Below are 24723 nucleotides of genomic sequence, written 5' to 3'. Positions count from 1 at the left end.
GGCAAAGCTCATGACATAGTTCAAAATGCCAGCGATGCTGATAGTGCCTGGGTTCCCCGCCCCAACAGGGCTTGGTCAATGCGTCCTATTTTAATTAAACATCACCTACAAGCAAACTGCGGAGTATCTTAAAAGTAGGGGGTTTAATATGATGTGGAGTTGCGATCGTGAACATAGAAGAATTCTTGAGGTTGCTTGAAAAACAGCGTTCGTGTCCTCAAACATTGCCAACAGCATTGCAAGCTCTGTGGTACGACAAAAAAGGTGATTGGGGCAAAGCTCATGACATAGTTCAAAATGCCAGCGATGCTGATAGTGCCTGGGTTCATGCCTACCTACATCGCCAAGAGGGCGATTTGAGTAATGCCCGTTACTGGTATCGACGCAGTAGCCAGCCAGAGTTTGTAGGAGAATTAAGCCAGGAATGGCAACAGATTACTTCTTTATTACTGAAGAAGGCTAACACAACGCATGGATGTTGAAGTACTGAAAAAACTTTATGCCGCAGGAGAGAAATATTTTCCAGCAGCAAACCTAAGTAGAGCCAAGCTAATTGGAGCCTATTTGCCTGGAATTAATTTGTGGGGAGCTAATTTGAGTGGCGCTAACCTAGCGAGAGCCAAGCTCTGGGGAGCAGATTTGAGTAGAGCTAACTTAGCTCAAGCAAATTTGACCAGAGCTAATTTGAGCGGTGTAAAACTAAATGAAGCCAATCTTCGGGGAGCTAAACTTAACAATACCAAGTTATACGGAGCGGATCTCAGTGGAGCTTACTACGATGAAAGCACCCGTTTTTCTAGAGGTTTCGATCCCATTAGTAGAAATATGCGGAAGTTATAAGTCAATTTAAGATAGAAGTCAGAATTCACCAAGCCAGAAATCAGGAGGATTGTGTATTATGGCTCCTGATTTCTAAACAGCAGCAGCTACACTCAGCACTTTGCTATAACTTTTGCTCGATTCTGATTTGAGAGTGTTTAGACAATTTCTCTATCATAAACTGGGTTAGAAAGCTTAATTTTTTGTCTAGTAAAGACTGGCATATCTTGCCAGCAATGACGACAAAACCAAACAACTTCAGAGCGACGCAGATGTGCTAAAAGTAATCCAGAACAACAATGGCAGTAATTCATATTTTTATTCAATCTAAATTATCAATATGACATCCTACTTGTGTGGCTAAGAGGATGTTAAGAAAGTTTTTGGTGAAATATTTTGTTTAATCCTAAGTCTAAATTAAGCTTTTTTTCAAATAAATGCAGTCTGAAAAAGACCTTTATAGTTATGAGTTAAAAATAATAAAAAATTTAATTTGTAATCATTAGTTAGAAAAAGTCATATGGATTAATTTTTTTTAATTGCGGTTAGTAGAGTTATTTTACCAAGGCTACGAATAAGATTTTTTAACGAACCATCATAAATGTGCCATTGGATGATTTATTTCTTGTAAGTCACTTACTAATCTTTTTAGATAATTTTCTTGACAAAAGTGCAGTTTATTGTATTTGGCAATAACTTGAGTCAATGAGATACATATCTATCTAAAGACATAAATATTGTTTACAAAAGATAGTTGCTTGTAATACATCTACTATGCGAAAAGATGTGTAACCTATTACTTTTCTCAAATCAAGAAAGACAAAATTTGTCAAGCAACTACTTGGATGTCTATAGAGCTTTAAAAGGTAAATCAGAGAATAAATACATTTAATACTTGACTTTAAACAGCGTCAAAAAGCACAATGTTTTAAACAAAGGTTTCAATTTTCAAGACAGAAAAACTAAATATCGAGTCAAAAATAATCTTGTGAAACCATAACTTAATAGTCTACTGATGCAAATGCAACCAAACTGTCTGTTTGCTGACTCCAGATAACGGTACTGATAAAGAAAATGACGCTTCCCAACTCAGGCAACGATAGAGAACCATCTAATCCTCGTTTGTGGCTTCTCCTTTTAAGACGTACTAGTGTTGTTCTAATTTTGCTTTTGCTTGCAGGAATTGCCGCAGGTGTTTGGTGGGCGAGAAACTATGTATATAACGATTTAGCACCGCTAGTAGAGCAAAATCTGGAGCAATTGCTTGGAAGACCAATAAAAGTGGGGAGAGTTACAAGTTTTTCGCTTTCTAGTCTGAGATTTAGCTCTTTATTGATACCAGCAACTTCTACAGATCCCGACCGAGTCACAGCAAAAGCAATAGACGTGCAGTTTTCGCTATTACCAGTTATCTTCAGCCGAACGCTGCCATTAGATGTGACATTAGTTCAGCCTAACGTGTACTTGCAACAGGATCGCGCTGGTCGTTGGGTTAGGACTGAAGTTAAGTCAAAAGAGGGACAAGGTGCTATTCAAACACAGTTGCAGACACTAAAAATTGTTGATGGAAAAGTAGAGTTATTACCAGCCCCCGCGCCAACTAAACCAAAAGGTTCTGTAGTCATCAATGAATTTGGTGGTGTTGCCCGGTTTTTACCTAACAACAAAGGGGTTAATTATGACATAAATGGGCAACTCGCTAGAGGAGGTGGAGTTAAAATTGCTGGCGAAACACAACTACCAACACAACAAACTAACCTCAAACTTTCAGCACAAAATCTCCAAGCATCTGATGTTACTCGGTTAATTGAGTTACCAATTGCCTTACAAGCAGGGCAAGTAAATGCTGACTTAGGAGTTCAGATTCAAGCTACTCAGCCTGCGGAAATAGCAATTACAGGAACGGCTACCGCTAATCAAGTCACCGCCCAAATTCCCAATCTTCCCCAAAAGTTTGCTAATTCTAATGGAAGATTGGCATTCCAAGGTCAGACAATTACTTTAGATAATCTGAGTACGAACTTTGGCAAAGTTCCGCTACTGGCAAATGGAGCGATCGACACTAAAAAAGGTTTTAACCTCTCAGCTCAGATAAAATCAGTTACAGCTAAAAATCTCTTAGACACGCTGAATGTGAAATCACCAGTCTTAGCAGCTGGAGAAGTACGAGCAAATGTCAAAGTACAAGGGCCGCTTCAGCAACCAGTTCTCAGCGGTACGGCAAGTAACATAAAACCGATTCAAGTCGATCGCATTCTTTTCCAAGCTGTCAATACCGATTTTCGTTTGAGTGTATCTAAAGCTGCATCTGAAATTGCTGTTAACAGTCTGAAATTAGTCCCAGCCGCAGGTGGCGAAATCACAGGAAGCGGTCAAGCTCAACTAGGCGGTCGAGTCAACTTTAACATTGATGCTGAAGGCGTGTCAGGGGATGTACTGGCACGCAGCTATGGCGTTACTCCACCTATCACCGTTGGCAATGTCTCAGCAAAGGCAGCAATTACAGGTTCACTTGGCAAACAGCCCTTGGCACTGAACGTTGCTAGCGTTCAAGTCCAACCACCAGCCGGAGGGCAAATTGTAGGAAGCGGTCAAATGCAACTGGCTCCTCAAGGTAGCGTGTTGTTTAATGTGAAAGCACAAAATTTACCAGGGGATATAATTGCTAAAACAAACAATTCCTCATCCACAATTAAAGTTGGCACTGTCTCGGCAAATTCCCAGATTTCCGGCACTTTGGGCAACCTCCGGGCAGTCACGCAAGTGCAAGCACCCACTGCCACTTATCCGACTACGGGACAAGTTGCGATCGCTCAACAAGGCAATAGTATTCTAGTTCCAAGTGCTGTTGTAAATGTCGCAGGCAGTACAATCAGAGCCAGAGGTCAGATTGCACAACAACGCTGGCAAGCTTTTGTCAATACCGGACAAGTACAATTAAGTCGTTTTAAGCAGATTCCACCCCAGTTCCAAGGAGTCTTAAATAGTGCCTCAGCAAACTTGTCAGGCAGCACTACTTCTTTCCAACCTGCAACCATTCGAGCGACAGCACAAGCAAACTTAAGCGTAGCGGGAGGTACAGTTAATCTCAGAGATTTTAATTTAAATGCTGGTCGCTGGCAAGGAGTTGTCAACGCTTCCCGAATCCAACTCAACCGTTTCTCACCACAACTAACAGGACGGCTGAATAGTAACGTCCAGTTGGCAGGTACAACAGCATCTTTCCAGCTTGCAGATATTCGAGCTGCCGGACAAATCCGCGCTCCCCAAGGGATAGCACAGCTAGCGCAACCATTGACAGCCCAATTTCAATGGAACGGCAAGCAGATTATCGTCCAACGGGCGACAACACCCGGAGTTAGTGCGAATGGTGCGATCGCAGTACAATTACCAGAAACGGGTACGCCCAAAATCGCCGGATTTAATTTGAACGTGCTAGCGCAGAATTTTAACCTCAACAATACTGGTGTTAAAGTTCCGGGAGACATAGCATTATCAGGGTTTCTTGATTTTAATGGCAAAGTTACAGGCACTCCAGAAATTCCCCAAGCTAATGGCAATATCCGACTGCGGAAGTTTAATGTTAGTAACTTGGCATTTGACCCAGTTTTAACTGGCGATGTGAATTTTCAAGGAGGACAAGGGGCAAGTCTGCAACTTGCTGGCAGACAAGACAGAATAGCGCTTAACTTGGGTGCAGATTATCGCCCAACTTCATTTTTAGTCAAACGCGGTCAGGCAGTTAGCACCGGGAGAACTGAAGGAGATAACTTAATCGTCAACGCCCAACAGTTGCCCATCGCTTTAATTGGTGGCTTTTTACCAGACAATCGCTTGAAACCTCTCGGAGGACAATTATCTGGTAATTTAGTTGTTAATCTTAACAATTATGCAGTAGACGGAAACGTTGCGATCGCCCAGCCTCGGATTGCCAGAGTCTCAGCAGATGAATTTCGAGGTAATTTCAATTATGCTGATGGGGCTGCTAACTTGACTAACGGTCAACTGCGGTTAGGAGAAAGCATTATTGCCCTCAGCGGAAATGTGCAAACAGGCAATGACCCGAAATTTCAAGTCCAAGCAGATTTTAATCAAACCAGAATTGAAAGACTTTTACAAGCGTTCAATATCTTCGACTTTCGAGACTTCGGTGGCGGGTTGGAGGCTCCAACGTTAGCGGGAGCAGAAGCACTCAACACTACGCCTGTGAAATTGCCCAATGCAGATTTGCAAACACAGTTAGAATATTTCTCAAAAGTTCAAACATCTCTAGCACAACAACAGCAGCAAGAGACGAAAAAGGCAGAAACTTTACCCACCCTTGCAGAATTAACAGGTGCTTTAACTGGCTCGATTACAGCATCTGGCTCGTTAAAGTCTGGATTGAATGCTGGCTTTAATTTTGCAGGTGCTAACTGGCAATGGGGAGAATATTCTATTAATCCAGTCATAGCTAGAGGCAATTTTGCAGATGGGATTGTCACACTTTCGCCATTAACTGTTGGAATCGATGGAGGACAAGTAGCTTTTTCCGGACAATTGGGAACCGAACAACTATCCGGACAGTTGCAAGTAGCTAGTCTACCTTTATCACTTTTACAACCTTTTATCGAAAAATACCCTGTTGATATCACAGGCCAAGTAAATGCTGTTGCCAACCTAGCAGGTAATTTAAAAGATCCAAAAGTTGGCGGACAAGTGACGCTAGCAAATGCGACTTTAAACAAGCAACCCGTACAAACAGGACAACTGAAATTTGACTACAACGATGCGCGCCTGAATTTTGATAGCAATTTACTGCTGACAGGAACACAGCCAGTTGCAATTACAGGTAGCGTACCCGTGCCGTTGCCATTTGTGACAGCGCAACCAGATAGCAATCAAATCAGCGTTAACGCCAGCGTGCAAAATGAAGGTTTATCGCTGTTAAATGTGTTTACCAATAATCAAGTTAGTTGGGTAGACGGTCAAGGAAAAGTTGACGTTAACGTTCAAGGTACTCTCAACCAGCCAATTATTAACGGCAATGCCACGCTTAACAATGCTACTTTTCGCGCTCAAGCGTTATCTAAACCACTTACAAATGTCACAGGAGAAGTGCAATTTAACGGTAGTACGCTGAATGTCGAAGGTATTCAAGGTGTTTATAATAATGGGCAAATAACTGCATCAGGAATCCTGCCGATTTTTACTCCTGGGGAAGGTGCAGCCAATCCTCTGACAGTATCAATTGAAAAACAACTGGATTTTCAAATTCCAGAATTATATCAAGGCGGTGTCAGCGGCGATGCTGTAATTCGGGGAACAGCACTCAAACCTCGAATTGGTGGCGAGATTAAGCTCAGTGATGGTCAAGTTATTATTGGAAAATCTGCCACTGCTACCTCACAATCAGCAGCTTCAACAGAAAGTAATACTCGCACTGTTACTTTAGCAGAGGCTAATAACGCTGCAAATGCAGCACAGGGAAGTAGTACTGCGGCAAATACAGCACAGGAAAGTAATAATACTAATACAGCAGCGACTAGCACCAATACCACAAACGCAGCGCCAACTTCACCCAAATTACCTGTAGAGTTTGCAGATTTACGGCTAACTCTGGGCGATGATGTCAAGGTTACTACTCAGTCACTACTGGGTTTTGTGCCTGGAGCAGCAGCCTTTAGTCAGCCGATATTAAGTTTTAACGCCAAAGGTGACTTAACTATCAATGGAACTTTAGCCAAGCCACTGCCTGAAGGAGTGATTCGTTTGACAGGAGGCCGAATCAGCTTGTTTACAACTGAGTTCACCCTAGAACGGGGCTACGAACAAACTGCGCGGTTTACTCCTAGTCAAGGACTTGACCCGACTTTGGATGTACGGCTGTTGGCAATAGTACCTGAAGCATCGGCAACGAGCAATCGAATTTTGGAATCTCCTTTGTCTGCTGAAATCAGCGATGCTTCTATTTCTGCTAATGACTTTGGTACTTTACGTACCGTTCGCGTTCGGGCAAGGGCAACAGGCCCAGCTAGCGAATTGAGCGATAATTTGGAACTGACAAGCGAACCTAGCCGTAGTCGCGGAGAGATCGTCGCGTTATTGGGTGGCTCCATTTTAAATAATTTCGCTCAAAGAGGAGATGCAGCACAAGGGCTGACTAATTTTGCCAGTTCTACTATTTTAGGCAGTCTGCAAGGAACTATTACTGCGATCGGGCAGGCTGTGGGTTTTAACGAATTTCGTATATTTCCTACCCCTGCCTCTAATCAATCATCAAGGTCTTCAGTTCTCGATTTGTCAGCAGAAGGTGTGTTTAACGTCAATAATAATTTGTCTGTTTCTTTATCGCGGGCTTTTTCTACCAATGAGTCTTTTCGTTACAACGTACTCTATCGACTAAATGATGAAATTTTAGTGCGAGGTTCAACTAATTTGGACAATGACAGTCAACTCATACTTAATTATGAGACTAGATTTTAATTTAGGCGAAAGCGCATTTTTATAGAAAAGTGCTGAGTGCTGAGTGCTGATATCATGTCCGGTAAATCACTTACAATTAAAAATTCCCCGCGTCACCGCGTCTCCCCATCTCCGCGTCACTCTTATCGTAACTATTTAGGCGGACATGATATGAGTGCTGAGTAGAAACCCAGTTAATTCAAGGCTTTGAGCAATCAATACTGTCTTCAAGGGTATGGCTACGGCTACATATCATAATCTAGTATTTAGTCAATAGCTCTACCAATTAAAGTTGCAATGACCTTAACTAACTCTTCTGGTTCGACGGGTTTGGCCAAATGCTTTTGAAACCCTGCTTTCAGGGCTTGTTGCTGGTTGATATCTCCAGCATAAGCAGTTAAAGCGATCGCCGGAATCTGTTTGCCATTTCCTTGCAATGCTTTGACTTGGCGCATCAACATATAGCCATCTGTCTGTGGCATTCCAATATCACTCAGCAAAATATCTGGTTCTGACTCTGCCAAGGCTTGCAGTGCTTCTGCTGCCGATTCTACAGCAGTCACTCTGGCTCCAGCCAGTTCTAGCATGAATGTATAGAAATCACGAGTATCTGTGTCATCATCTACGACTAAGATTTGAATGTCTCTCAAGATGGAATCAGTCACAGTATTTGGGTTTGCAAGATTCATGTCTGTTGTTGGGGTTAATTCTTTGTGAATTAGCGGTAATCTAACTGTAAAAGCAGCTCCTCTGTCTTCTCCTAGACTTTCTGCCCACACTGTACCGCCATGTAGCTCAATTAGATGACGGACAATTGCTAATCCTAAACCCAAGCCGCCAAAGGTGCGAGTTGTAGTGCTATCAGCCTGACGAAAATATTCAAATACATAAGGTAGAAATTTAGGGCTGATGCCTTTGCCTGTGTCGCTGACAGTAATTTGAGCTTGAGTACCAATACCCTTTAGGTGAATAGTAATTGTTCCGCCTTCCGGAGTGAATTTGACGGCGTTTGATAACAAATTCCAGATTACTTGTTGTAAACGACCGGAATCGCCTAAAACTTGCCCAACAGCATCTAGCGTTGTCTGAATTTGAATATTTTTAGCTTCTGCTGCCAAACGCATTGTATCTAATGCCGCCTCAATTACAGTTACAAGGTTGACGGGAAACATGTTGAGGTTGAGCTTGCCTTGCAAAATCCGAGAAACATCGAGCAAATCTTCAATTAATTGAGCTTGTAATTTAGCATTACGCTCGATTGTGGCAATAGCTTTCTTTTGCATGTCAGAATCAAAGTCGCGGGTTTGCAAGAGTTTTGCCCAACCAAGAATGGGATTGAGAGGCGATCGCAATTCATGAGACAGCACCGCCAGAAATTCATCTTTAATTCGGTTGGCTTGTTCGGCGTTGGTTCTAGCAACTTGTTCGAGTTCCAAGAGGCGATCGCGTTCGGCTTCTGCTTGCTTGCGTTCTGTAATGTCAATGACTGAACCGATGTAACCTTTGTATTTACCGTCCACCCCAAACCAAGGGCTAGCAGCATCAAGGCAAAAGCGATATTCGCCATCTTTGCGGCGTAAGCGATACTCTACCTGAAAGCCCTGGCTGCGATCGTTAGCTTCGATAAAATTTTGCTTAGTGTATTCCCGATCCTCTGGATGTATGGCATCTATCCATCCAAAGCCCAGACCCGTCTGTTCCGTCTGTCCCGAAAATTCATACCAGCTTTTGCTGAGGTAGGTGCAGTAACCACTGGAGTTAGTCAGCCAAATCATCACAGGAGCATTGTCAGCCATGTTGCGGAATCGTTCTTCGCTTTGACGCAGGGCGACTTCTGCTTGCTTGCGGATAGTAATATCTGTAACGAAAATGCTTACACCATCGGCAAAGGGGTAAACGCGATTCTCAAACCAACAATCCCAGGTGGGGTAAAAGTACTCAAACCTAACCATTGTTTGGTGGGCGAATGCCTGACGAACCTGCATCTCAAAATCAGTTCCAACTATATCGGGAAATAATTCCCAGAGACTCTTACCCAGTAATTCTTCTTTTTGCTTGCCCACAATTTCGGTGACGCGATCGTTGGCAAAGGTGTAGCGCCACTCCCGATCCAATACTAAAAACTGGTCTTGGATACCTGCTAGCACAGTCTCAAGGTGTGCTTTCGCAACCTCTGCTTCCTTTCTTAACCCTTGCTCTATGAGCATTGCCTGCTGTCTCAACCGAGCCATTTTTAAAGCTGCCTCTACCCGCGCCAGCAATTCACGGGCCGAGAATGGTTTGATCAGATAATCATCAGCTCCTGCTTCTAACCCTTCCACCCGCGCTTCTTCCCCTGCTCGTGCCGACAGCAGGATAATTGGAACTTTTCTAGTTTGCGGATCGGCCCGTAATTGTTGCAGCAACCCAAAGCCATCCAGTCCTGGCATCATCACATCGCTCAGTACCAAGTCTGGGAGTTGCTGACGAGCAGAATATAAAGCAGATAAACCATCCGGCAGCGCTTCCACCTCATAATCTTGACTTAACAATCGCTTGACATAATCGCGCATATCTGCATTGTCATCAGCCAGGAGAATGCGGGGGATTGGGTATTGGAGAGCGGAGATTGGGGATTGGGAAAATTCTTCCCTAGTCCCTAGTCTCCAGTCCCCAGTCATCTCTTCCGGTAGCCAACGTTGAGCTTCTTCTAAATAAGGGGTAACGCCTAAGGCAGTTGAAGTTAAAGTCCGAGCGGCATTAATGCGCTCTGATGGCAAATGAGCAGATCCGGTAGGAATCGACACAGTAAAGCAACTGCCTTCTTTGATAACGCTGGTTACTCGAACTGTACCGCCGTGCATCTGTACTAATTCTTGCACCAGCGATAACCCAATGCCCGATCCTTCAAAAGTGCGTCCTTGCGCTCCTTTGACGCGGTGAAATCGTTCAAATAGGTGAGGAATTTCTGCTGCTGGAATCCCGATTCCTGTGTCTCGTACTGCTAACTCGACACGATCGCTTGACTGCACTAAGCTGACTGCAATTTCTCCTGTAAGGGTAAACTTGAATGCATTCGAGAGCAAGTTAAGAACGATCTTTTCCCACATTTCTCGATCTACATACACGGGTGCGGGTAGGGGAGGGCAGTTAACCAATAATTGCATTCCCGCTCGTTCTATGGTCGAACGAAATACACTAGCGAGTTCTGCGGTGAAAGTGGCAAGGTCGGTGGGTTCGTAGGAAGCTTGCACGCGTCCGGCTTCAATACGCGAGAAGTCTAGCAGAGTGTTGACCAGTTTTAGTAGGCGGTGTCCGTTGCGTTGTACCATTTCTAACTGCTGGCGATCGTTGGCTGGTAGCAGAGTGGCACAATTGGTTAAGGTTTCTTCTAGCGGCCCCAACATCAGGGTGAGTGGGGTACGGAATTCGTGGCTAACGTTGTTAAAAAAGACGGTTTTAGCGCGATCTATTTCTGCTAAGGCTTCGGCGCGTTTGCGTTCTTCTTCATAAGCTTGGGCGTTAGCGATGCTGGCTGCAATTTGAGCTGCGATTAAATTGATGAATCGTTGATAATTGTCATCATACAGCCGGAACGGGTTCAAACCCACAACTATTATACCAGCTTTTCCCGTCTGTCCTGATGGGGCAATTGGTACAGCCACCGCTTGATGTGGCGATCGCTGCCAAACACCAGTTGGTAAACTGCTAAAACATGTATCTAAATTGGAAATGAGTTTTGGCTGATGCGTTTTCATAACTTCTGTAAAAGGCCAAACTGCATCAGAATCGAGAGTTACTATTTCTGGCACTGCTACATGATTTGCTTCGATCCCGCAAGTTCCCGCTAAAAAAACATGCTGCTTATCCGGATCGACTAGATAAATCATTGCAAAAGGCAAATCGTGAGGGTTGGTTTCCAGACAGTTGGCACTAAGCGTACAGGCTTCATGAAATGTCCGTGCGTCTGCCGTTCTGGTTGCCAGTTCCCGCAATAATGTCAACTGGCGTTCGCTGACGATGCGCTGCGTATCGTCTGTATTGGCACAAATGATACCACCTGTGTCGCCTTGGTCGTTGGGTACTGGGCTATATGAAAAGGTGTAATAAGTTTCCTCCGGATAGCCGTTGCGTTCCATAATTAGCAGCAACGCTTCATCGTATGTGCCCTCATTTTTGAGCATTGCTGATTCTGCTCTAGGCGCGACTTGATCCCAAATTTCCCGCCACACGTATGAAGCTGGTTGTCCTAGTGCTTCTGGATGTTTGCCACCAACAATAGCTTTGTAAGCATCATTGTAGAGGTTAATCAGTTCCTCGCCCCACCAAACAAACATCGGTTGACGGCAGGTCAGCATAATCCGTACAGCCGTTTTCAAGCTCTGCGGCCATTGGTGTGGCGAACCCAGTGATGTTTTTGACCAATCTTTGGCGCGCATCCGCGCACCCATTTCACCCCCGCCGAGAAGGAAATTTACGTCGGCGTTACTTGCTGACGTTGACTCGTTCTTCATTCGTTCCTCCCCATTGGTCATGCTTCTGTTACAAAGCTCAAGCAGTGGTCAACTAATAGTTCAAATCTTTCTAAAGTGCTTATGCTGTTACAACTTTGTCTGACATTTTCTAAGTTAATAGCTTTTTATATACCAATTTTGGCAGCATAATAGTCTTTTGCGTCTATTACTCCCCAGATATAAATTGTAATTCACTACGAAAAAGTAAACTCTTGCTAATTCAGTACCCCCGCAATACACCACAAAGGGGGTTGTTAATATCACCCAACACTTACTAAAGTAAATATAGTTAAAATAAAGTTTTGTAAAGCGAGGACTAGGAATGTACATTGTACAGATTGCCTCGGAATGCGCTCCTGTAATTAAAGCAGGAGGTTTAGGGGATGTCGTTTACGGACTGAGTCGAGAATTAGAGATTCGGGGAAATACTGTAGAGCTGATTCTGCCCAAATATGATTGTATGCGCTACGACCATATTTGGGGGCTGCATAATGCCTATACCAACTTGTCAGTACCTTGGTATGGCGCGGCGATTCACTGTTCTGTGTACTGTGGTTGGGTGCATGGACGGGTGTGTTTCTTCATTGAACCCCACTCCCAAGAGAATTTCTTCAATCGCGGTTGCTATTATGGTTGCGATGACGACAATATGCGCTTTGCATTCTTCAGCAAAGCAGCTTTAGAATTTCTACTTCAAAGTAATAAGCGACCCGATATCATCCATTGTCATGATTGGCAAACAGGTTTAGTTCCAGTCATGCTGAATGAGATTTATAAATATCATGGCATGGAGCATCAAAGAGTTTGTTACACCATTCACAACTTTAAGCATCAGGGAATAGATGGTGTAAATACTCTTTTGGCAACTGGTTTAAATCAAGAAGCCTATTATTTTCAATACGATAAGTTGCGCGACAACTTTAACCCCTTTGCCTTGAATTTTATGAAGGGGGGTATTGTTTACTCTAATGCAGTTACCACGGTTTCACCCAACCATGCTTGGGAAGCTCGTACTACTGATGTTGGTAGTGGGTTGGGGCATACTTTGCACTTGCATCAAGATAAATTCAGTGGGGTTCTCAATGGTATCGATTACGATTTTTGGAATCCAGAAATCGATCGCTATATACCCTTTAACTACACTCACGATGATTTTGAACAAAAATTATATAACAAAAAAGCTTTGCAAGAGCGGCTCATGCTTCGCTCTGGCGATAAACCAATCATTGCTTACATCGGTCGGTTAGATCATCAAAAAGGTGTGCATCTCGTTCATCACGCCATTTATCACGCTCTCAATAAAGGAGCGCAATTTGTATTACTAGGTTCGGCAACAGAACCAGGAATCAACGCTCATTTTCAGCACGAAAAACAATTTTTAAATAGCAACCCCGATGTCCATTTGGAATTAGGCTTCAATGAAGAATTATCCCACCTAATTTATGCAGGGGCAGATATGATTATTGTCCCCAGCAATTACGAACCTTGTGGGTTAACTCAAATGATTGGCTTGAAGTATGGTACTGTACCTATTGTTCGCGGTGTTGGTGGACTGGTGAATACAGTATTTGACCGAGACTACGACCAGAATGTACCACCCGAACAACGCAATGGCTATGTGTTTTATCATACCGACGAACGCGCTTTCGAGTCAGCAATGGATCGGGCAATCGATTTGTGGTATCAGCATCTGGAAGAGTTCCGCAACCTAGCTGTTGTGGGTATGAAATACGACTACTCTTGGAATGTTCCAGGGACGGAATATCTCAAGATTTACGACTGGATAAAACACAAGTGGTAAATCCGAATGGCACTAAGTTAATCGCAAACCCCGGAGCTAACTGGCTTTGGGGTGTGGGGTGTAGGGTGTAGGGACTTAAGAAGATGTTTTTTCTTTGACGCAACTAAAATTCAATTCTGTTAAACACTACACCCAACACCCGTTGCGCCACACCCTGCCAAAAGCGAGGTTTCATATAGTGGTGGGTCTCAATTCCCCACTAATTGATTCTGACTCCTGAATTCTTCTTCAAAGTCACGCCAATAGGGTGCGTTAGGACTTACATCTATAAAGCACCCTACGAAACACTAGTCCTTTGTTGCTAGTACTAGCTGTCCTTGTTTATAAGCTTGTCGTAAAGCAATAGCCTCTGCCACAATATGCTGGGCAGTTAGTCCTTCCTCATCCATCATTTTTTGCAAGGTAGTACCAGTCAGTTCCGCAGGTTCGTGAATTGGCGGAATCTGACAGTACCGCCTCCCATTCTTTACCCGCCGCCAAATACTAGGTTTTTCAGGTCTTGCTTTTCTAGGAGTTTGCTGCTTTTTAATCAGGGAGCGTACACCCTCTTGAGTTATTTCGCTCAAGTCTAGTAGTCTATCTATTACTTGCTGATATTTATTGCTGTTCTCCGCTAGCTGATATATGGTTCTTGGCTCAACTTGGGTGAAATCTTGAGGGGAAAACTTATTAAATGCTGCTGCAATCTTGAGATACTTCTTTTCTTCTCCTTTCCAGCCTCGATCGCAAAGTAGTTTTTTGTAGTCTCTTAAAGAGAGATTTTGTTTTTGCTCGGATAACCAAAAGGCATGAAGCAAAATTGTTTTAGTGACTTCAGTAAGCGTTTGAAAGGAAAGGTTATCTGTATTAATGCTTTTGGTTGCATCAGCTTTTTGTTCAACATAGTGCTTCAAGTGAGATTGAGAGTCAACTGGGGCTGTTATTACACCCTGTAGGCGCGTCATCATAGTATTTATCTCATCTAGGGTCTTCTAAAAGGCGATGTCTCTCTACTTGCTACTTTTGAATTCTGAGTGTGGGAAGGCGCTACTCAAACTTCTCTCTGTTTCTAGGCACTCTTGTTGTCGGAGGTTGGAACATTAGATTTTGCTTGTAGGTCTTGCCTTAATTAAGAGCGATCGCCTGGATTAAAAAGCTTGTTAGTACAATTGTACCATAAAAATGTAGATAGGTGATGAGATCGATGGGGTTTTTCACTCACAACACCATCAACTTCAGAAAATAAGAGTACAAAATATTGTGGGATAGTGGCAGGAATTGTTGACCAGATGTATTTGGTAGGGCAAATCAACCAAATACAAGGCACGTTATTCCTAAGAAATAGTGACCTAACTCAAGCTGTTGATAATCATCTTGTTGACAGCTTGAGTTAGTGTAAGTTTGATAAAGAGCGATCGCTCCTGTAGATGTGTGGGAAATTACTAGTTAGATATCCTGGGGATTTTCTCCTAACTCCCGCAATCTTGCAGCTAAACGTTCTGCCCTTTGGCGTTCTGCGTCTGCTCGTTGACTTTCTGCGTCTGCTCGTTGACGCTCTGCTTCCTCTGGTAATAAAACTAAATTTGCTTCACGGTCATAAAATCTTAACCAAGAGGCAGTTTCTCGATCTATTGTTCCCGACCAAGTTCCTAACCAAAATCCTAAAGTTTCGCACCACAACCAACCTTGCTCGTTAGCAACTATCGGCTGATAGCGAAAGTTGACATCCAATCGCCATCCTTGCAAAGAGTTAGGTTCAAAGGGGTCAAAAACAAAATAGTCTCTAGTTCTAAAAACTTCTTCATAAAGATTTTTTTTCTTGCCAATGTCCACATTTGCTGTCGAGGGGGACATCAGTTCGACAATTACATCAGGATAGCGTCCCTCTTCATCCCAGACAACCCAGCCCTGACGAGACATATTTCCCTCAACATTGAGAACTACAAAAAAATCCGGGCCTTTAAAATCCCGATTTCGCACCTGAGTACTACTATAGTAAACAAACATATTACCGCCAACAAAGTAGTCATTGCGGTCTGACCAAATCTGTTGCAACGACCGGATTAAAACATTCATCGCAATGCGGTGGCGGTTACTTTCCAAAGGTTCTCCGTCATCAAATATTAAATCCTGTGGGGGCGGGGAAGGTTCCCAGTCTGGAACAGAAGGTGTTGGGATCTCGTTTTGAGTAATATTAGTTGACATAAAGCAGACGAGGTAAAATCGATGGTTTCAGACTGTTATCTCTCTAAAATGCTCGTTTAATGTTCAACTGAGTTAACTTGAGTAACTTTTCATTTTTCTAGAGCATTAGTTTATACACAATAGACTGTCCCAAGTAATTCTCATTCTCTCTAGCAGATTGCAGCCTAATAGCCGTTTGCCCATAGTTGAGACATCTTAGCTTGGACATCAATGCGTTCGCCCTATGCCCTGTAATTTGCACTAGTCGTCCTAGAGTCGTGTCAGCTTCTCAAAATTGTTGAAGAGTGCGCTATACAAGTCAGTAATAATTCTAATGTTTGCTTCGACTGCTATGATTATTTTTACTTAACCATGAAATCAACGTGAAATTAAAGTTTACTCTTAGAATTATAAACTGTACGTTGCTTGCGGTTTTAATGCCTACCGTACTAACTGCTCAAACTCTTCCGTATGGAACCGGACGTAGACCTCATACTTGCCCATCGATGGTAGAACCAAAAACAGGAGCGCCTAGCGTCGAACAGGCGAAGATGTATTTTCTCTGTGACCAAGAATGGGAGTCTAGTAGCTCTAGTGCCTTGTGGCTGATCGGCACTCTGATTCTTGAAGTTGCCCCGAACTCTCGTCCCGCCAACATAACCGACCTGAAATTCAACACCAGACATGGGGGAGAGCATTTAAGCATGAATACAGAACAACCCCATTCGTGACAGGTTAAGGTCAGATACCATTTGTCAATAAGCAATAGTACTTAAAATATTGCCAAAATCGGGGTTACAAACAGAATTTTTAATCGGGCGATCGCGTCATCTTGATACGCATCATTTATTCTTAACCCATAATTTCAGTACAAAAGTTAACTTAGTACCTCGGCTCCCCCTAAATTTTAAGCATAATTTCTAATTGACAAAAGTAAGATTATCTTAACCTCTCACCGATGGAACAACCCGTATATGATATTCGAGGAAGCTTCACTCGTTATATTTGTCATAAGATTAAGGGCATTAATCCAGTGGGAAAAAACTGCACCGTCTCTCAATACCCAGACAGCAGTGGCATCTGTTTCCGAAATACTTTTGGTGACTGGCACTGCCGGATGATAGGTTTATCAAAACAAATTGGCGAACACTTACCACCACCTGAGAATTAGTGAACTGCACTCATCTAATAGTTACCATAGTTTTATGGCAGACGTTTTAGAATACGCAAAATACTTTTGTGAGAAACTTAATGCGTAATATTTTTATCACAAAAAGCGCAGAAACGCTGGAAATTGTGTTTCCAGCCAAGGGAAGTATTGGGATAGAAATATTAGATTTACTAGGAGGAATTAAAAGTGATTCTTTTATATTATTATTGTTATTTAATATACATATGTTTATGTTGAGTTTGGGTTTAATGATTTTTGAATCAGCAAGCTTGATAATAAATTCATACTATTTTAATTTTTCTTCAGATTATTTTTTTGTCTGGATAATTTTGGACTCAATTTTATGTATTTGGTCTCTTCGTTGGATTATTATTTGCTCCTTCGGAACAATACATCTGAGAATACATAATCAAAGCATAACTTTTTCACAGAAGTTCTTGGGTATTCAGGCATTGAGTCGTTCGTTATCCTCCCCAATATTTAGAAAAAATATTTGTATGTTGGTATCTACTGCCGTATCTTACAAATTAATCAACTTGAAAAATCAAGAAGAATACAAAAAAGAGCCTCCAAGTTTAATTATCTGGGAAGGAATTCAAAAGCATGACTTGAGAAAATACTTGAATAAAGACTTGACTCTAATTGAGCGTGACAGAATAGCGCAGGAAATTAGTAATTTTTTAGGGATAGCAATTACGTCAGAAAATTTATCGGGTATAACAATTCCTTTAGATAAATTATCTGACATTAAAGTTGAATTGCCTCGAATTCCAAAACCTATTGGCAGCGATATTTTATTCACCAAAAAAAAGGATACTTTAGAAGTTATTATTCCATGTCTATCAAATTTTTCTAAGTTAGAAATCAATCAACGCGATTTCTATTTAAATTGTAGTGCTAGTAATTGCCAGTATGCTAAAGGCCTTCAAGATAATAGGCATCATATTTTGAATTTACTCTCTATCAATAAAATATATAAACAGTTTAGTTACAAACATAAGGGAGGCAGGTATAAGGGGCAAATATCCACCAAAATCAAAGAATTATCTCCTGACTTATTTATTTGCACACAACATAATAGATATAGACTGGGTTCTAGGTTGACATTACCCGAACATTACTGGTTAGCACAAGAACTTAGTGAATTTTTGAATGTCCCAATTATCTGGGAGTGAATTACTTAGCTCGACTTCATCCAAAATTAAAAACTTGGTTCTCTTGATACGATAAAAACTTTAGCTTTTTGACAAAAACTTTTTCCATATTCTTGATTATCAGTAAAATTGAAGAGTTGACATAATATAAACTGACACATTTACGCGTTCTTTGTCTGGATATCACTATTTTGACTTATATGAGAAAGAGGACGTACAAACGGTAGGACAAAGAAGACAGGGGAGATCATTTTTCACTTCTGCCTCCTGCCTCCTGACAACTGACAACTCAATTAAGTGTTGCTGTTTCTGCTACATTACAAATGATTTCCTCCAATGTTCGGAGTAATTCTTGCTCGTTGTAAGGTTTAGAGAAATAAGCTCTTGCACCTAATTGAATTGCTAGTTGTCGATGTTTATTACTGCTGCGAGAAGTAAGCATAGCAACAGGTATATTTTTCAAACTCACATTTGAGTTGAGACGACCTAAGAACCCATAACCATCAAGGCGAGGCATTTCAATATCGCAAATTACCGCTTCAACTTTCAAGCCACTTTCAAGTTTTTCTAAGGCTTCTTGACCGTCTTTAGCTTGTTCTACTTCATACCCTCCTTTTTCCAAAGTTAAGGCTAAGAAACGGCGCACATTAATTGAGTCATCTACAATCAAAATTGTGCCTTTCTGTTTAACAGGTGTTTTTGGTATTTTCTCAGCATCAAAGAATAAAAACGGTGTCTTCAATCTTGCTGATGGTAATTGGTTATTTCTAGGAGTCTGTTGATTAGTCGCAATCCAATACAGCAATTCATTGGTATTAACTAATGCCACTACGCGACCATCACCAAGAATTGTGCAGTTACTAAAGCCTTCAGGTAAAGGTATATTCCCTTCAACTTGGCGAATGGCAACTTCCTGTTCGCCCCAGCAACGGTCTACTTGGATGGCTACTGGCTGATTATTGCCTTGGACTACTAACACGCTGGTAGCATTAATTGCAGGCGGAGTTTCGAGTTCTGGACTATCGTAACGCGGGCAATTAAATTCAAAGTAGCGACTCAGGCGAATCAGTGGCAGCATGGTTCCTTGCCAATTTAGGACTTCGCTACCTGCCATTAAGAAAATTCGCTCGTTTTGCAATAAAAATATTTCCGAAACGACATCTGTAGGAAATGCCAATAGCATTTTACTGCTTTCTACTAGCAAGACTCGTGCGACAGAAAGGGTAAATGGTACTGACAGTGTAAAGGTAGTGCCAACCCCCGGTTCGGTATCAACTTTAATATCTCCTCGAATTAATTTGAGGTTGTTGCGAACCACATCCATACCGACACCGCGACCAGATAATGCAGTCACTTGGTCGGAGGTGCTAAACCCTGGTTCAAAAATTAGTGATAACAGTTCTTCATCGCTGGCATTATCAATCAAAGCAGCATCTAATTTCATCGCTAGGGCGCGAGAGCGAATTTTATCTAAAGAAATGCCTTGACCATCGTCACGCATCGTAATAATAGTGCGATTGCCGCGGTGGCTGGCTGTAATTTCAATTAATCCTTGTTCTGGTTTACCCAAAGTTTGGCGAGTAGCAGGGTCTTCAATACCATGATCGAAAGCATTCCTTAATAGGTGCATTAAAGGATCGTTCAAAGCCTCTAAAATACTGCGTTCAATTAAAGTGTTGCCGCCTTCAATTTTTAACTGGACATTTTTCCCATACTCTACATTTAAATCGCGCAAAGCTCTAGGAAAACGCTCGACTAAATCAGATAAGGGGCGCATCCGCACGTGAGTAAGCTTTGTTTGTAATTGTTTGGATGTTTTACTGAGTTTACGAGCAATTTGATCTGTGTCGTCAACGCTGAGTTGAATATCAGTGGAAACTTCTTGTACCTGGACAATGGTTTCCATAACTTCTTGCGATCGCAAGTTTAATTCGTTATAGCGATCCATTTCCAAGGCATCAAATCTAGCTACACTTGGCCTGCGATCTTCTAAATCTTCAGCCAGGGGCACATTAGTAGATAACGTATTTTGTGTTGTAATTTTATCGTATGCTGTACGTAATTCTTGATTTTCGCGGTCGAGAAGTTGCACTCGCTGGCTGAGATGCCGCACAAGTTTGCGTAGTTTTTCTAACTGGGAGTTTAGTCCATTCCGCTGGACAATGAGTTCTCCAAATAAGTCGTTAATTTGTTCGAGTTGTTTGCTAGGAACGCGAACGGTATTTTCGTGTGCTTCCCTGTCTTTGCCTACAGTTACTAATTCTCTAGATTCGACAAATTTATAATCTGTGGTGGTAATTTCTCTAGCTAATACAGTGTTTGCTTCTGGAAGAGTGACAGTATTTCGATCATCAGCTACTGCATCTTCGGATACAAAATTGGCTGCGATTATTTCCGGGTCTGTGGTAGCTGCTGATAATGTTTCTATATCTAGAAGTTCCGTATCGGCTGTATCTATGACGAAATGTGTAACTACTTGTGGTTTTGCTAGTGGTTCGACTGGCGTATAACTAGCTAAATCGATATCTGTAGGTAAATTATCGCGTTGATTAGTCAATACTAAAGCTTGCGATCGCCGCCATGCTTGTAATGCTAACTGGGCAATTACGGGAACGCGTTCGGGTTCTGGGGCTTCTATGTGCTGCTTGATTGATTCACAAAGTTGGGTAAAAGCTGTTAATTCCAGCATTTCTCCCAAACCGCCCAATTCCGCGGCCATGATGGCAACTTCTTCTTGCAAGCATGGTTGTTGTTTATCTGCCAACACAGATTCTAGGCGTTGCAAACATCCTTCGACTTCGGTTTCAAACAGTAAAGGAATAATATCTTGCCCATCTTCTGGCGATAGCATAGTTGTAGCATCTTCAGGGGTGGGTTCGCCCAAGCGATCGCGCAGTTCGTCAAAAACAGGGTAACAAAAACTCGCTAGCCACTGTTCTTCTATAGCATTTTTTTCTTTTAGTAACTGTACTATCTGGCGCAACCAGTCCACTGCGGAGAGCAGTAAACTTTGTAACTGCGTGTCAATTTCTAGAGAATTTTTGCGGGTTTTTAAGACTTTGAAAGAATCTTCCAATCGATGAGCTAAATCGCTTAATACTCGATATCCCATCATTGCCGCACCACCTTTAATAGAATGAGCGGCCCGGAGTGCAGCGTTGATTTTTTCTAAATCGATGCGGTTACTATCAAATTCCAACAATACCCCTTCCAAGGTATTGAGGTAATCTACTGCTTCTTCCAGAAACTGCATCTGGATTTCTAGTTCTTTATCCATAGTTTTTGTTATTTGTCAGCGATCAATAGTCAGCAGTCAGCAGTCAGAGGTCAGCGGCCAGTAGTCAGTGGTAAAAACAAACAACTGACAACTAACAACTGACAACTAACTAACCTTAAATGTCTCAACAGTTTCTTGTAGTTGGTGGGAAATCTCGACAGTTTGTTGCAAAGATTCGGAAACATGGCGTGAAGAATCGCTGGTGTGTTGCGAAACGGCAGCGATATCTTTCATTAGTTGACTGACAGTTTTTGATGTTTCTACCTGAGAAGCAGTTGCAGTGGAAATAGACTGTACCAAGGAGTCGATTTGACGCGATACATCTAAAATCTGACTTAGGCTTTGCTTGGCTTCTTCGACAATGCGCGTACCTTCGACCACTTGAGTAGTTCCGATCTCCATTGCCTGCACTACTTCGCTGGTTTCTCGTTGGATATTCTCGACAATTTGTTCGATTTCTTGGGTTGCTGCGGCACTACGCACTGCTAATTCGCCTACTTCTTCTGCAACTACTGCAAAACCTTGCCCTTCTTCACCAGCGCGCGCTGCTTCAATGCTAGCGTTGATGGCGAGTAAGTTGGTTTGCATGGCGATTTGGTTAATCAAGGACACGACGCGAGAAATTTGTTGGCTAGATTCTCCCAGACGTTTGACTTTCTTGGCAGTATCAGCAACGGTTTCTCGTAAAGAAAGGATGTTGTAAACTGTCAAATCCATCGCTTGACCGCTCTTGGTAGCGTTGTCGGCAGCATGGTTAGCAATAATTGCCGCTTGTTGGGCACTTGCGGCGACGGCTTGCATGGAATGTGTCATTTGGTCAACAGCATCCAGAGTGCGATTGATTTCAGCAGCTTGTTTGAGTGCTTCATCTGCTAATTGACGAATCGCTCCTTCGTTGGAACCAATTGCGCCGTTAACCTGAGTAGCAGCTTGTTTGACTTGAGTAACGATATCTCGCAGACTTTCAACGATGGAGTTAAAAAAGTCAGCAACAGTGCCAATTTCCCCAGTAGTTACATCTGCACGCACTGTCAAATCGCCTCTAGCTGCACCTTCTACGTTATTGAGCAATTCTAAAAGTTGTTTTTGCAGTGCTTCTGTTTGTTGCAGTTCTTCTTGAGAACTTGGTTGTATTGTTGTTTTAGCTTGTGCTATTTCTGCTTGTTCTGTAACTAATACCTGCAATTGCGCGGCCATTTGATTAATATTTGCACTCAATACACCTAACTCATCTTCTCTTTGGGTCTCTAAACGGGTATTGAGTTCGCCTTGACCGAGTTTTGTCAATGCTGCTGTTGCATTTAAAATTGGTTGTATGGCGCGCTTGGCTATCCAAGCTGCGATCGCTGCCACAATCAATGCTATTAGTATTGTAGGGATTGCGATTGTCCACAGCAATTGTCTTTGAGGTTCAAAAGCGATCGCAGTATCTGTGGATAAAAGTACTTGCCAGTTTAAATTTGGTAAGCCTTCTAATTTTTTTGATGGTACGTAACTAACGAGTTCTGGCTTTTGCTGAATTTTCTGAACTACTGTATAAGTATGAACTTGTTGGGCTGCTAATAGTCGAGCTAAACCGGGATACTCGGCTTGCGCGTCTTTCCCCATGAATTCTTTTTGGGGAGTCAGGAAAATTTTCCCGGAGTTATCGAGCAAATAGTATTTTTTTCCTTTGCCTGTATAGTTTTGAATCACCTCTCCTAAAGCTGTTACAGGCATACTCGCTCGTACTACGGCAATGGTTTGACCAGTGTTGATATCTTTAACTGGCGCAGCTATGGCAAGGCTTACCACATTGGTATCAGGTGATTTTTCTGGCTTGCTAATCACAGGAGTATCTTTTTGCAGAATCTCTTGAAAATAGTTACGGTCTTTTTGATTATCCAGAGATTCACCAGTAGATTGAATGAGCGAGTTACCTTGAATATCGAAAACGGCAATACTGTTATAAGCTTTATTAGCTTTAACAATGCTATCTAGGATTGCTTGTTTTTCTTGATTGCTGATTTGGGGATTGCTCAAAAATGGCAGATTTGAGAGTAATTGAATATCTCTATATTTTCCCAACATAAAGCGGTTGACTGTGTTACTTAAATCAATAGCTGCCGCTTCTTGAGATTGGATAATTTGCTTAGTAATTGATTTATGGGTAAAGCTATAAGCGATCGCGCCGATGGCCAATGTTGGTATAGTACCAATGGCGATCGCAAAAATTGTGGCTTTTGTACCTAAACTCAGCCGTTTTAAATAAGCAACTACATCATTCAAAGGGGAATTTTTAGCAGTTACCTTATTAGACTTATTGGGTAGCTGTACTAAATCCTCAGTAACTTTTTGGGATGAAATGAACGCTGCTCGATTTTGAGCATCACTACTCTTAGCCATGTTAGTTTTATTAAACATACTGAAATTCTCCTAAATAGGTAAATTAGAACACTAAAACTCTGTTTTTTAGTAGTACCTAATCACTGCGGAGAATAGAAGAATCTACAAGAGCTTGTGCATCTAATACCAGCAAGGTTTCTTCTTGTTGCACAACACACCCACGCAAATAAGGAACTAAACTCGATGTCACTTGTCCGATAGGAGAACGAATGTCATCGGGCATAAACTTAGTTGTACCTTTAATTTCTTGTACGACTAAACCTAAAATTAGTGATTCGACTTTGACAACTATCGCGTTGTACTGCCACAGTTTTCGGTCTAAAGCTTCTAAATTGAGCATTCTCGGCAGATCGACTGCCCAAATTATCCGACTGCGCCAATTCATTAACCCTAAAATGCAAGTGGGCATATTTGGCATGGGAGTTACAGCTTCAATTGGCAAAACCACTGCTTCTTGTGCGTGCTTCATTGATAAAACGGCAGTAGTTTGTTGATTTAGCTGAAACTTCAGATAGCCATCTACTAAGTTATTTTGTGTGGGTTTTTCGGCAAATACTATTTGAGAATGATTCATTGATTAAAGCACCACTGATTTAATAGCACGTAAGAGTTGTTCGCGTGTATATGGCTTAGTTATATAGACATCAGCACCTTGTTTCATGGCCCAGAGTCGGTCAATTTCCAAATTTTTCGAGCTGCAAATTACTATTGGTAACTTTTGAGTTGCCGGATTTTTTTTCAACGAGCGACATAACTCAAATCCACTCATTCCTGGCATCACTACATCAGTAACAATTGCATCCGGCTTTTGTAACAACGCTTTTTCTATAGCTTCTTTCGCACCAGTAGCTTTAATGACGTTGTAACCACTTTCTTTGAGATAATGGCTCATTAGTTCTAACTCACTGGGGGAATCTTCTACAATTAGAATTGTGCCAACCAAGGTAAGACTCACTCCTAAATCTCCTAAAAATAAATTGCTTTTAATCAAATAAGCTGACTTGGATACAGCTCAT

The 24723-nt window shown here is 42.1% G+C and carries 15 protein-coding genes; 7 read left to right on the top strand and 8 right to left on the bottom strand.

The annotated features are described in order from the left end of the window. Positions 1 to 167: 167 nt before the first annotated feature. Positions 168 to 482, top strand: a complete 315-nt coding sequence (locus I8752_RS33325) for a hypothetical protein (RefSeq protein ID WP_214436450.1) — start codon at positions 168 to 170, stop codon at positions 480 to 482. Further along, a complete protein-coding gene (locus I8752_RS33320; protein ID WP_214436449.1) occupies positions 472 to 840 on the top strand; it encodes a pentapeptide repeat-containing protein in 369 nt (122 codons plus the stop codon). The genes I8752_RS33325 and I8752_RS33320 overlap by 11 nt, the downstream gene beginning before the upstream one ends. Before the next feature lie 137 nt (positions 841 to 977). On the opposite strand, the gene I8752_RS33315 is transcribed toward I8752_RS33320, so the two are convergent. Then, the gene (locus I8752_RS33315; RefSeq protein WP_214436448.1) at positions 978 to 1133 is read right to left on the bottom strand and encodes a hypothetical protein; all 156 of its coding nucleotides are present in this window, start codon (positions 1131 to 1133) and stop codon (positions 978 to 980) included. 760 nt (positions 1134 to 1893) lie between these two features. On the opposite strand from I8752_RS33315, the gene I8752_RS33310 reads away from it, so the two are divergent. After that, positions 1894 to 7284, top strand: coding sequence for a translocation/assembly module TamB domain-containing protein (locus I8752_RS33310; protein WP_214436447.1), 5391 nt, complete (start codon positions 1894 to 1896; stop codon positions 7282 to 7284). 245 nt (positions 7285 to 7529) lie between these two features. On the opposite strand, the gene I8752_RS33305 is transcribed toward I8752_RS33310, so the two are convergent. Further along, positions 7530 to 11756, bottom strand: coding sequence for an ATP-binding protein (locus I8752_RS33305; protein ID WP_214436446.1), 4227 nt, complete (start codon positions 11754 to 11756; stop codon positions 7530 to 7532). A gap of 322 nt (positions 11757 to 12078) precedes the next feature. Between I8752_RS33305 and glgA the strand changes: the two genes are divergently transcribed. Beyond that, positions 12079 to 13557, top strand: coding sequence for a glycogen synthase GlgA (glgA, locus tag I8752_RS33300; RefSeq protein WP_214436445.1), 1479 nt, complete (start codon positions 12079 to 12081; stop codon positions 13555 to 13557). Between the two features lie 287 nt (positions 13558 to 13844). On the opposite strand, the gene I8752_RS33295 is transcribed toward glgA, so the two are convergent. Further along, entirely contained in the window at positions 13845 to 14504 is a 660-nt protein-coding gene (locus tag I8752_RS33295; protein ID WP_214436444.1) for a hypothetical protein, read from the bottom strand. Between the two features lie 478 nt (positions 14505 to 14982). Continuing rightward, entirely contained in the window at positions 14983 to 15741 is a 759-nt protein-coding gene (locus tag I8752_RS33290) for a Uma2 family endonuclease (protein WP_214436443.1), read from the bottom strand. Positions 15742 to 16157: 416 nt separating this feature from the next. Between I8752_RS33290 and I8752_RS33285 the strand changes: the two genes are divergently transcribed. From I8752_RS33285 to I8752_RS33275, 3 genes are all read left to right on the top strand, one after another. Further along, complete coding sequence (locus I8752_RS33285; RefSeq protein ID WP_214436442.1) at positions 16158 to 16451, top strand: hypothetical protein; 294 nt, start codon at positions 16158 to 16160, stop codon at positions 16449 to 16451. Between the two features lie 227 nt (positions 16452 to 16678). Next, entirely contained in the window at positions 16679 to 16891 is a 213-nt protein-coding gene (locus I8752_RS33280) for a hypothetical protein (RefSeq protein WP_214436441.1), read from the top strand. Between the two features lie 80 nt (positions 16892 to 16971). Then, on the top strand, positions 16972 to 18066 hold the full coding sequence (locus tag I8752_RS33275) for a hypothetical protein (protein WP_214436440.1): 1095 nt from the start codon (positions 16972 to 16974) through the stop codon (positions 18064 to 18066). A gap of 268 nt (positions 18067 to 18334) precedes the next feature. Here I8752_RS33275 and I8752_RS33270 read toward each other — a convergent pair whose 3' ends face one another. The 4 genes from I8752_RS33270 to I8752_RS33255 form a co-directional block, all read right to left on the bottom strand. After that, entirely contained in the window at positions 18335 to 21322 is a 2988-nt protein-coding gene (locus tag I8752_RS33270; protein WP_214436439.1) for a hybrid sensor histidine kinase/response regulator, read from the bottom strand. 105 nt (positions 21323 to 21427) lie between these two features. After that, positions 21428 to 23725, bottom strand: coding sequence for a methyl-accepting chemotaxis protein (locus I8752_RS33265; protein WP_214436438.1), 2298 nt, complete (start codon positions 23723 to 23725; stop codon positions 21428 to 21430). 58 nt (positions 23726 to 23783) lie between these two features. Beyond that, complete coding sequence (locus I8752_RS33260) at positions 23784 to 24281, bottom strand: chemotaxis protein CheW (RefSeq protein ID WP_214436437.1); 498 nt, start codon at positions 24279 to 24281, stop codon at positions 23784 to 23786. 3 nt (positions 24282 to 24284) lie between these two features. Further along, positions 24285 to 24662: a response regulator gene (locus tag I8752_RS33255; RefSeq protein ID WP_214436453.1), complete on the bottom strand. Its 378-nt coding sequence runs from the start codon at positions 24660 to 24662 to the stop codon at positions 24285 to 24287. Positions 24663 to 24723 lie beyond the last annotated feature (61 nt).

Origin of the sequence: Dendronalium phyllosphericum CENA369, assembly GCF_016056275.1 — a bacterium.
GTDB classification, from domain to species: Bacteria; Cyanobacteriota; Cyanobacteriia; order Cyanobacteriales; family Nostocaceae; genus Dendronalium; species Dendronalium phyllosphericum.
This window is presented reverse-complemented; position numbering and strand designations above follow the sequence as displayed.

Coding starts and splice junctions, on each gene's coding strand:
- I8752_RS33305 (WP_214436446.1), bottom strand. CDS start 11,756: ATGAAGAACGAGTCAACGTCAGCAAGTAACGCCGACGTAAATTTCCTT.
- I8752_RS33270 (WP_214436439.1), bottom strand. CDS start 21,322: ATGGATAAAGAACTAGAAATCCAGATGCAGTTTCTGGAAGAAGCAGTA.
- I8752_RS33275 (WP_214436440.1), top strand. CDS start 16,972: ATGCGTAATATTTTTATCACAAAAAGCGCAGAAACGCTGGAAATTGTG.
- I8752_RS33315 (WP_214436448.1), bottom strand. CDS start 1,133: ATGAATTACTGCCATTGTTGTTCTGGATTACTTTTAGCACATCTGCGT.
- I8752_RS33310 (WP_214436447.1), top strand. CDS start 1,894: ATGACGCTTCCCAACTCAGGCAACGATAGAGAACCATCTAATCCTCGT.
- I8752_RS33260 (WP_214436437.1), bottom strand. CDS start 24,281: ATGAATCATTCTCAAATAGTATTTGCCGAAAAACCCACACAAAATAAC.
- I8752_RS33320 (WP_214436449.1), top strand. CDS start 472: ATGGATGTTGAAGTACTGAAAAAACTTTATGCCGCAGGAGAGAAATAT.
- I8752_RS33290 (WP_214436443.1), bottom strand. CDS start 15,741: ATGTCAACTAATATTACTCAAAACGAGATCCCAACACCTTCTGTTCCA.
- I8752_RS33285 (WP_214436442.1), top strand. CDS start 16,158: ATGCCTACCGTACTAACTGCTCAAACTCTTCCGTATGGAACCGGACGT.
- glgA (WP_214436445.1), top strand. CDS start 12,079: ATGTACATTGTACAGATTGCCTCGGAATGCGCTCCTGTAATTAAAGCA.
- I8752_RS33265 (WP_214436438.1), bottom strand. CDS start 23,725: ATGTTTAATAAAACTAACATGGCTAAGAGTAGTGATGCTCAAAATCGA.
- I8752_RS33280 (WP_214436441.1), top strand. CDS start 16,679: ATGGAACAACCCGTATATGATATTCGAGGAAGCTTCACTCGTTATATT.
- I8752_RS33295 (WP_214436444.1), bottom strand. CDS start 14,504: ATGATGACGCGCCTACAGGGTGTAATAACAGCCCCAGTTGACTCTCAA.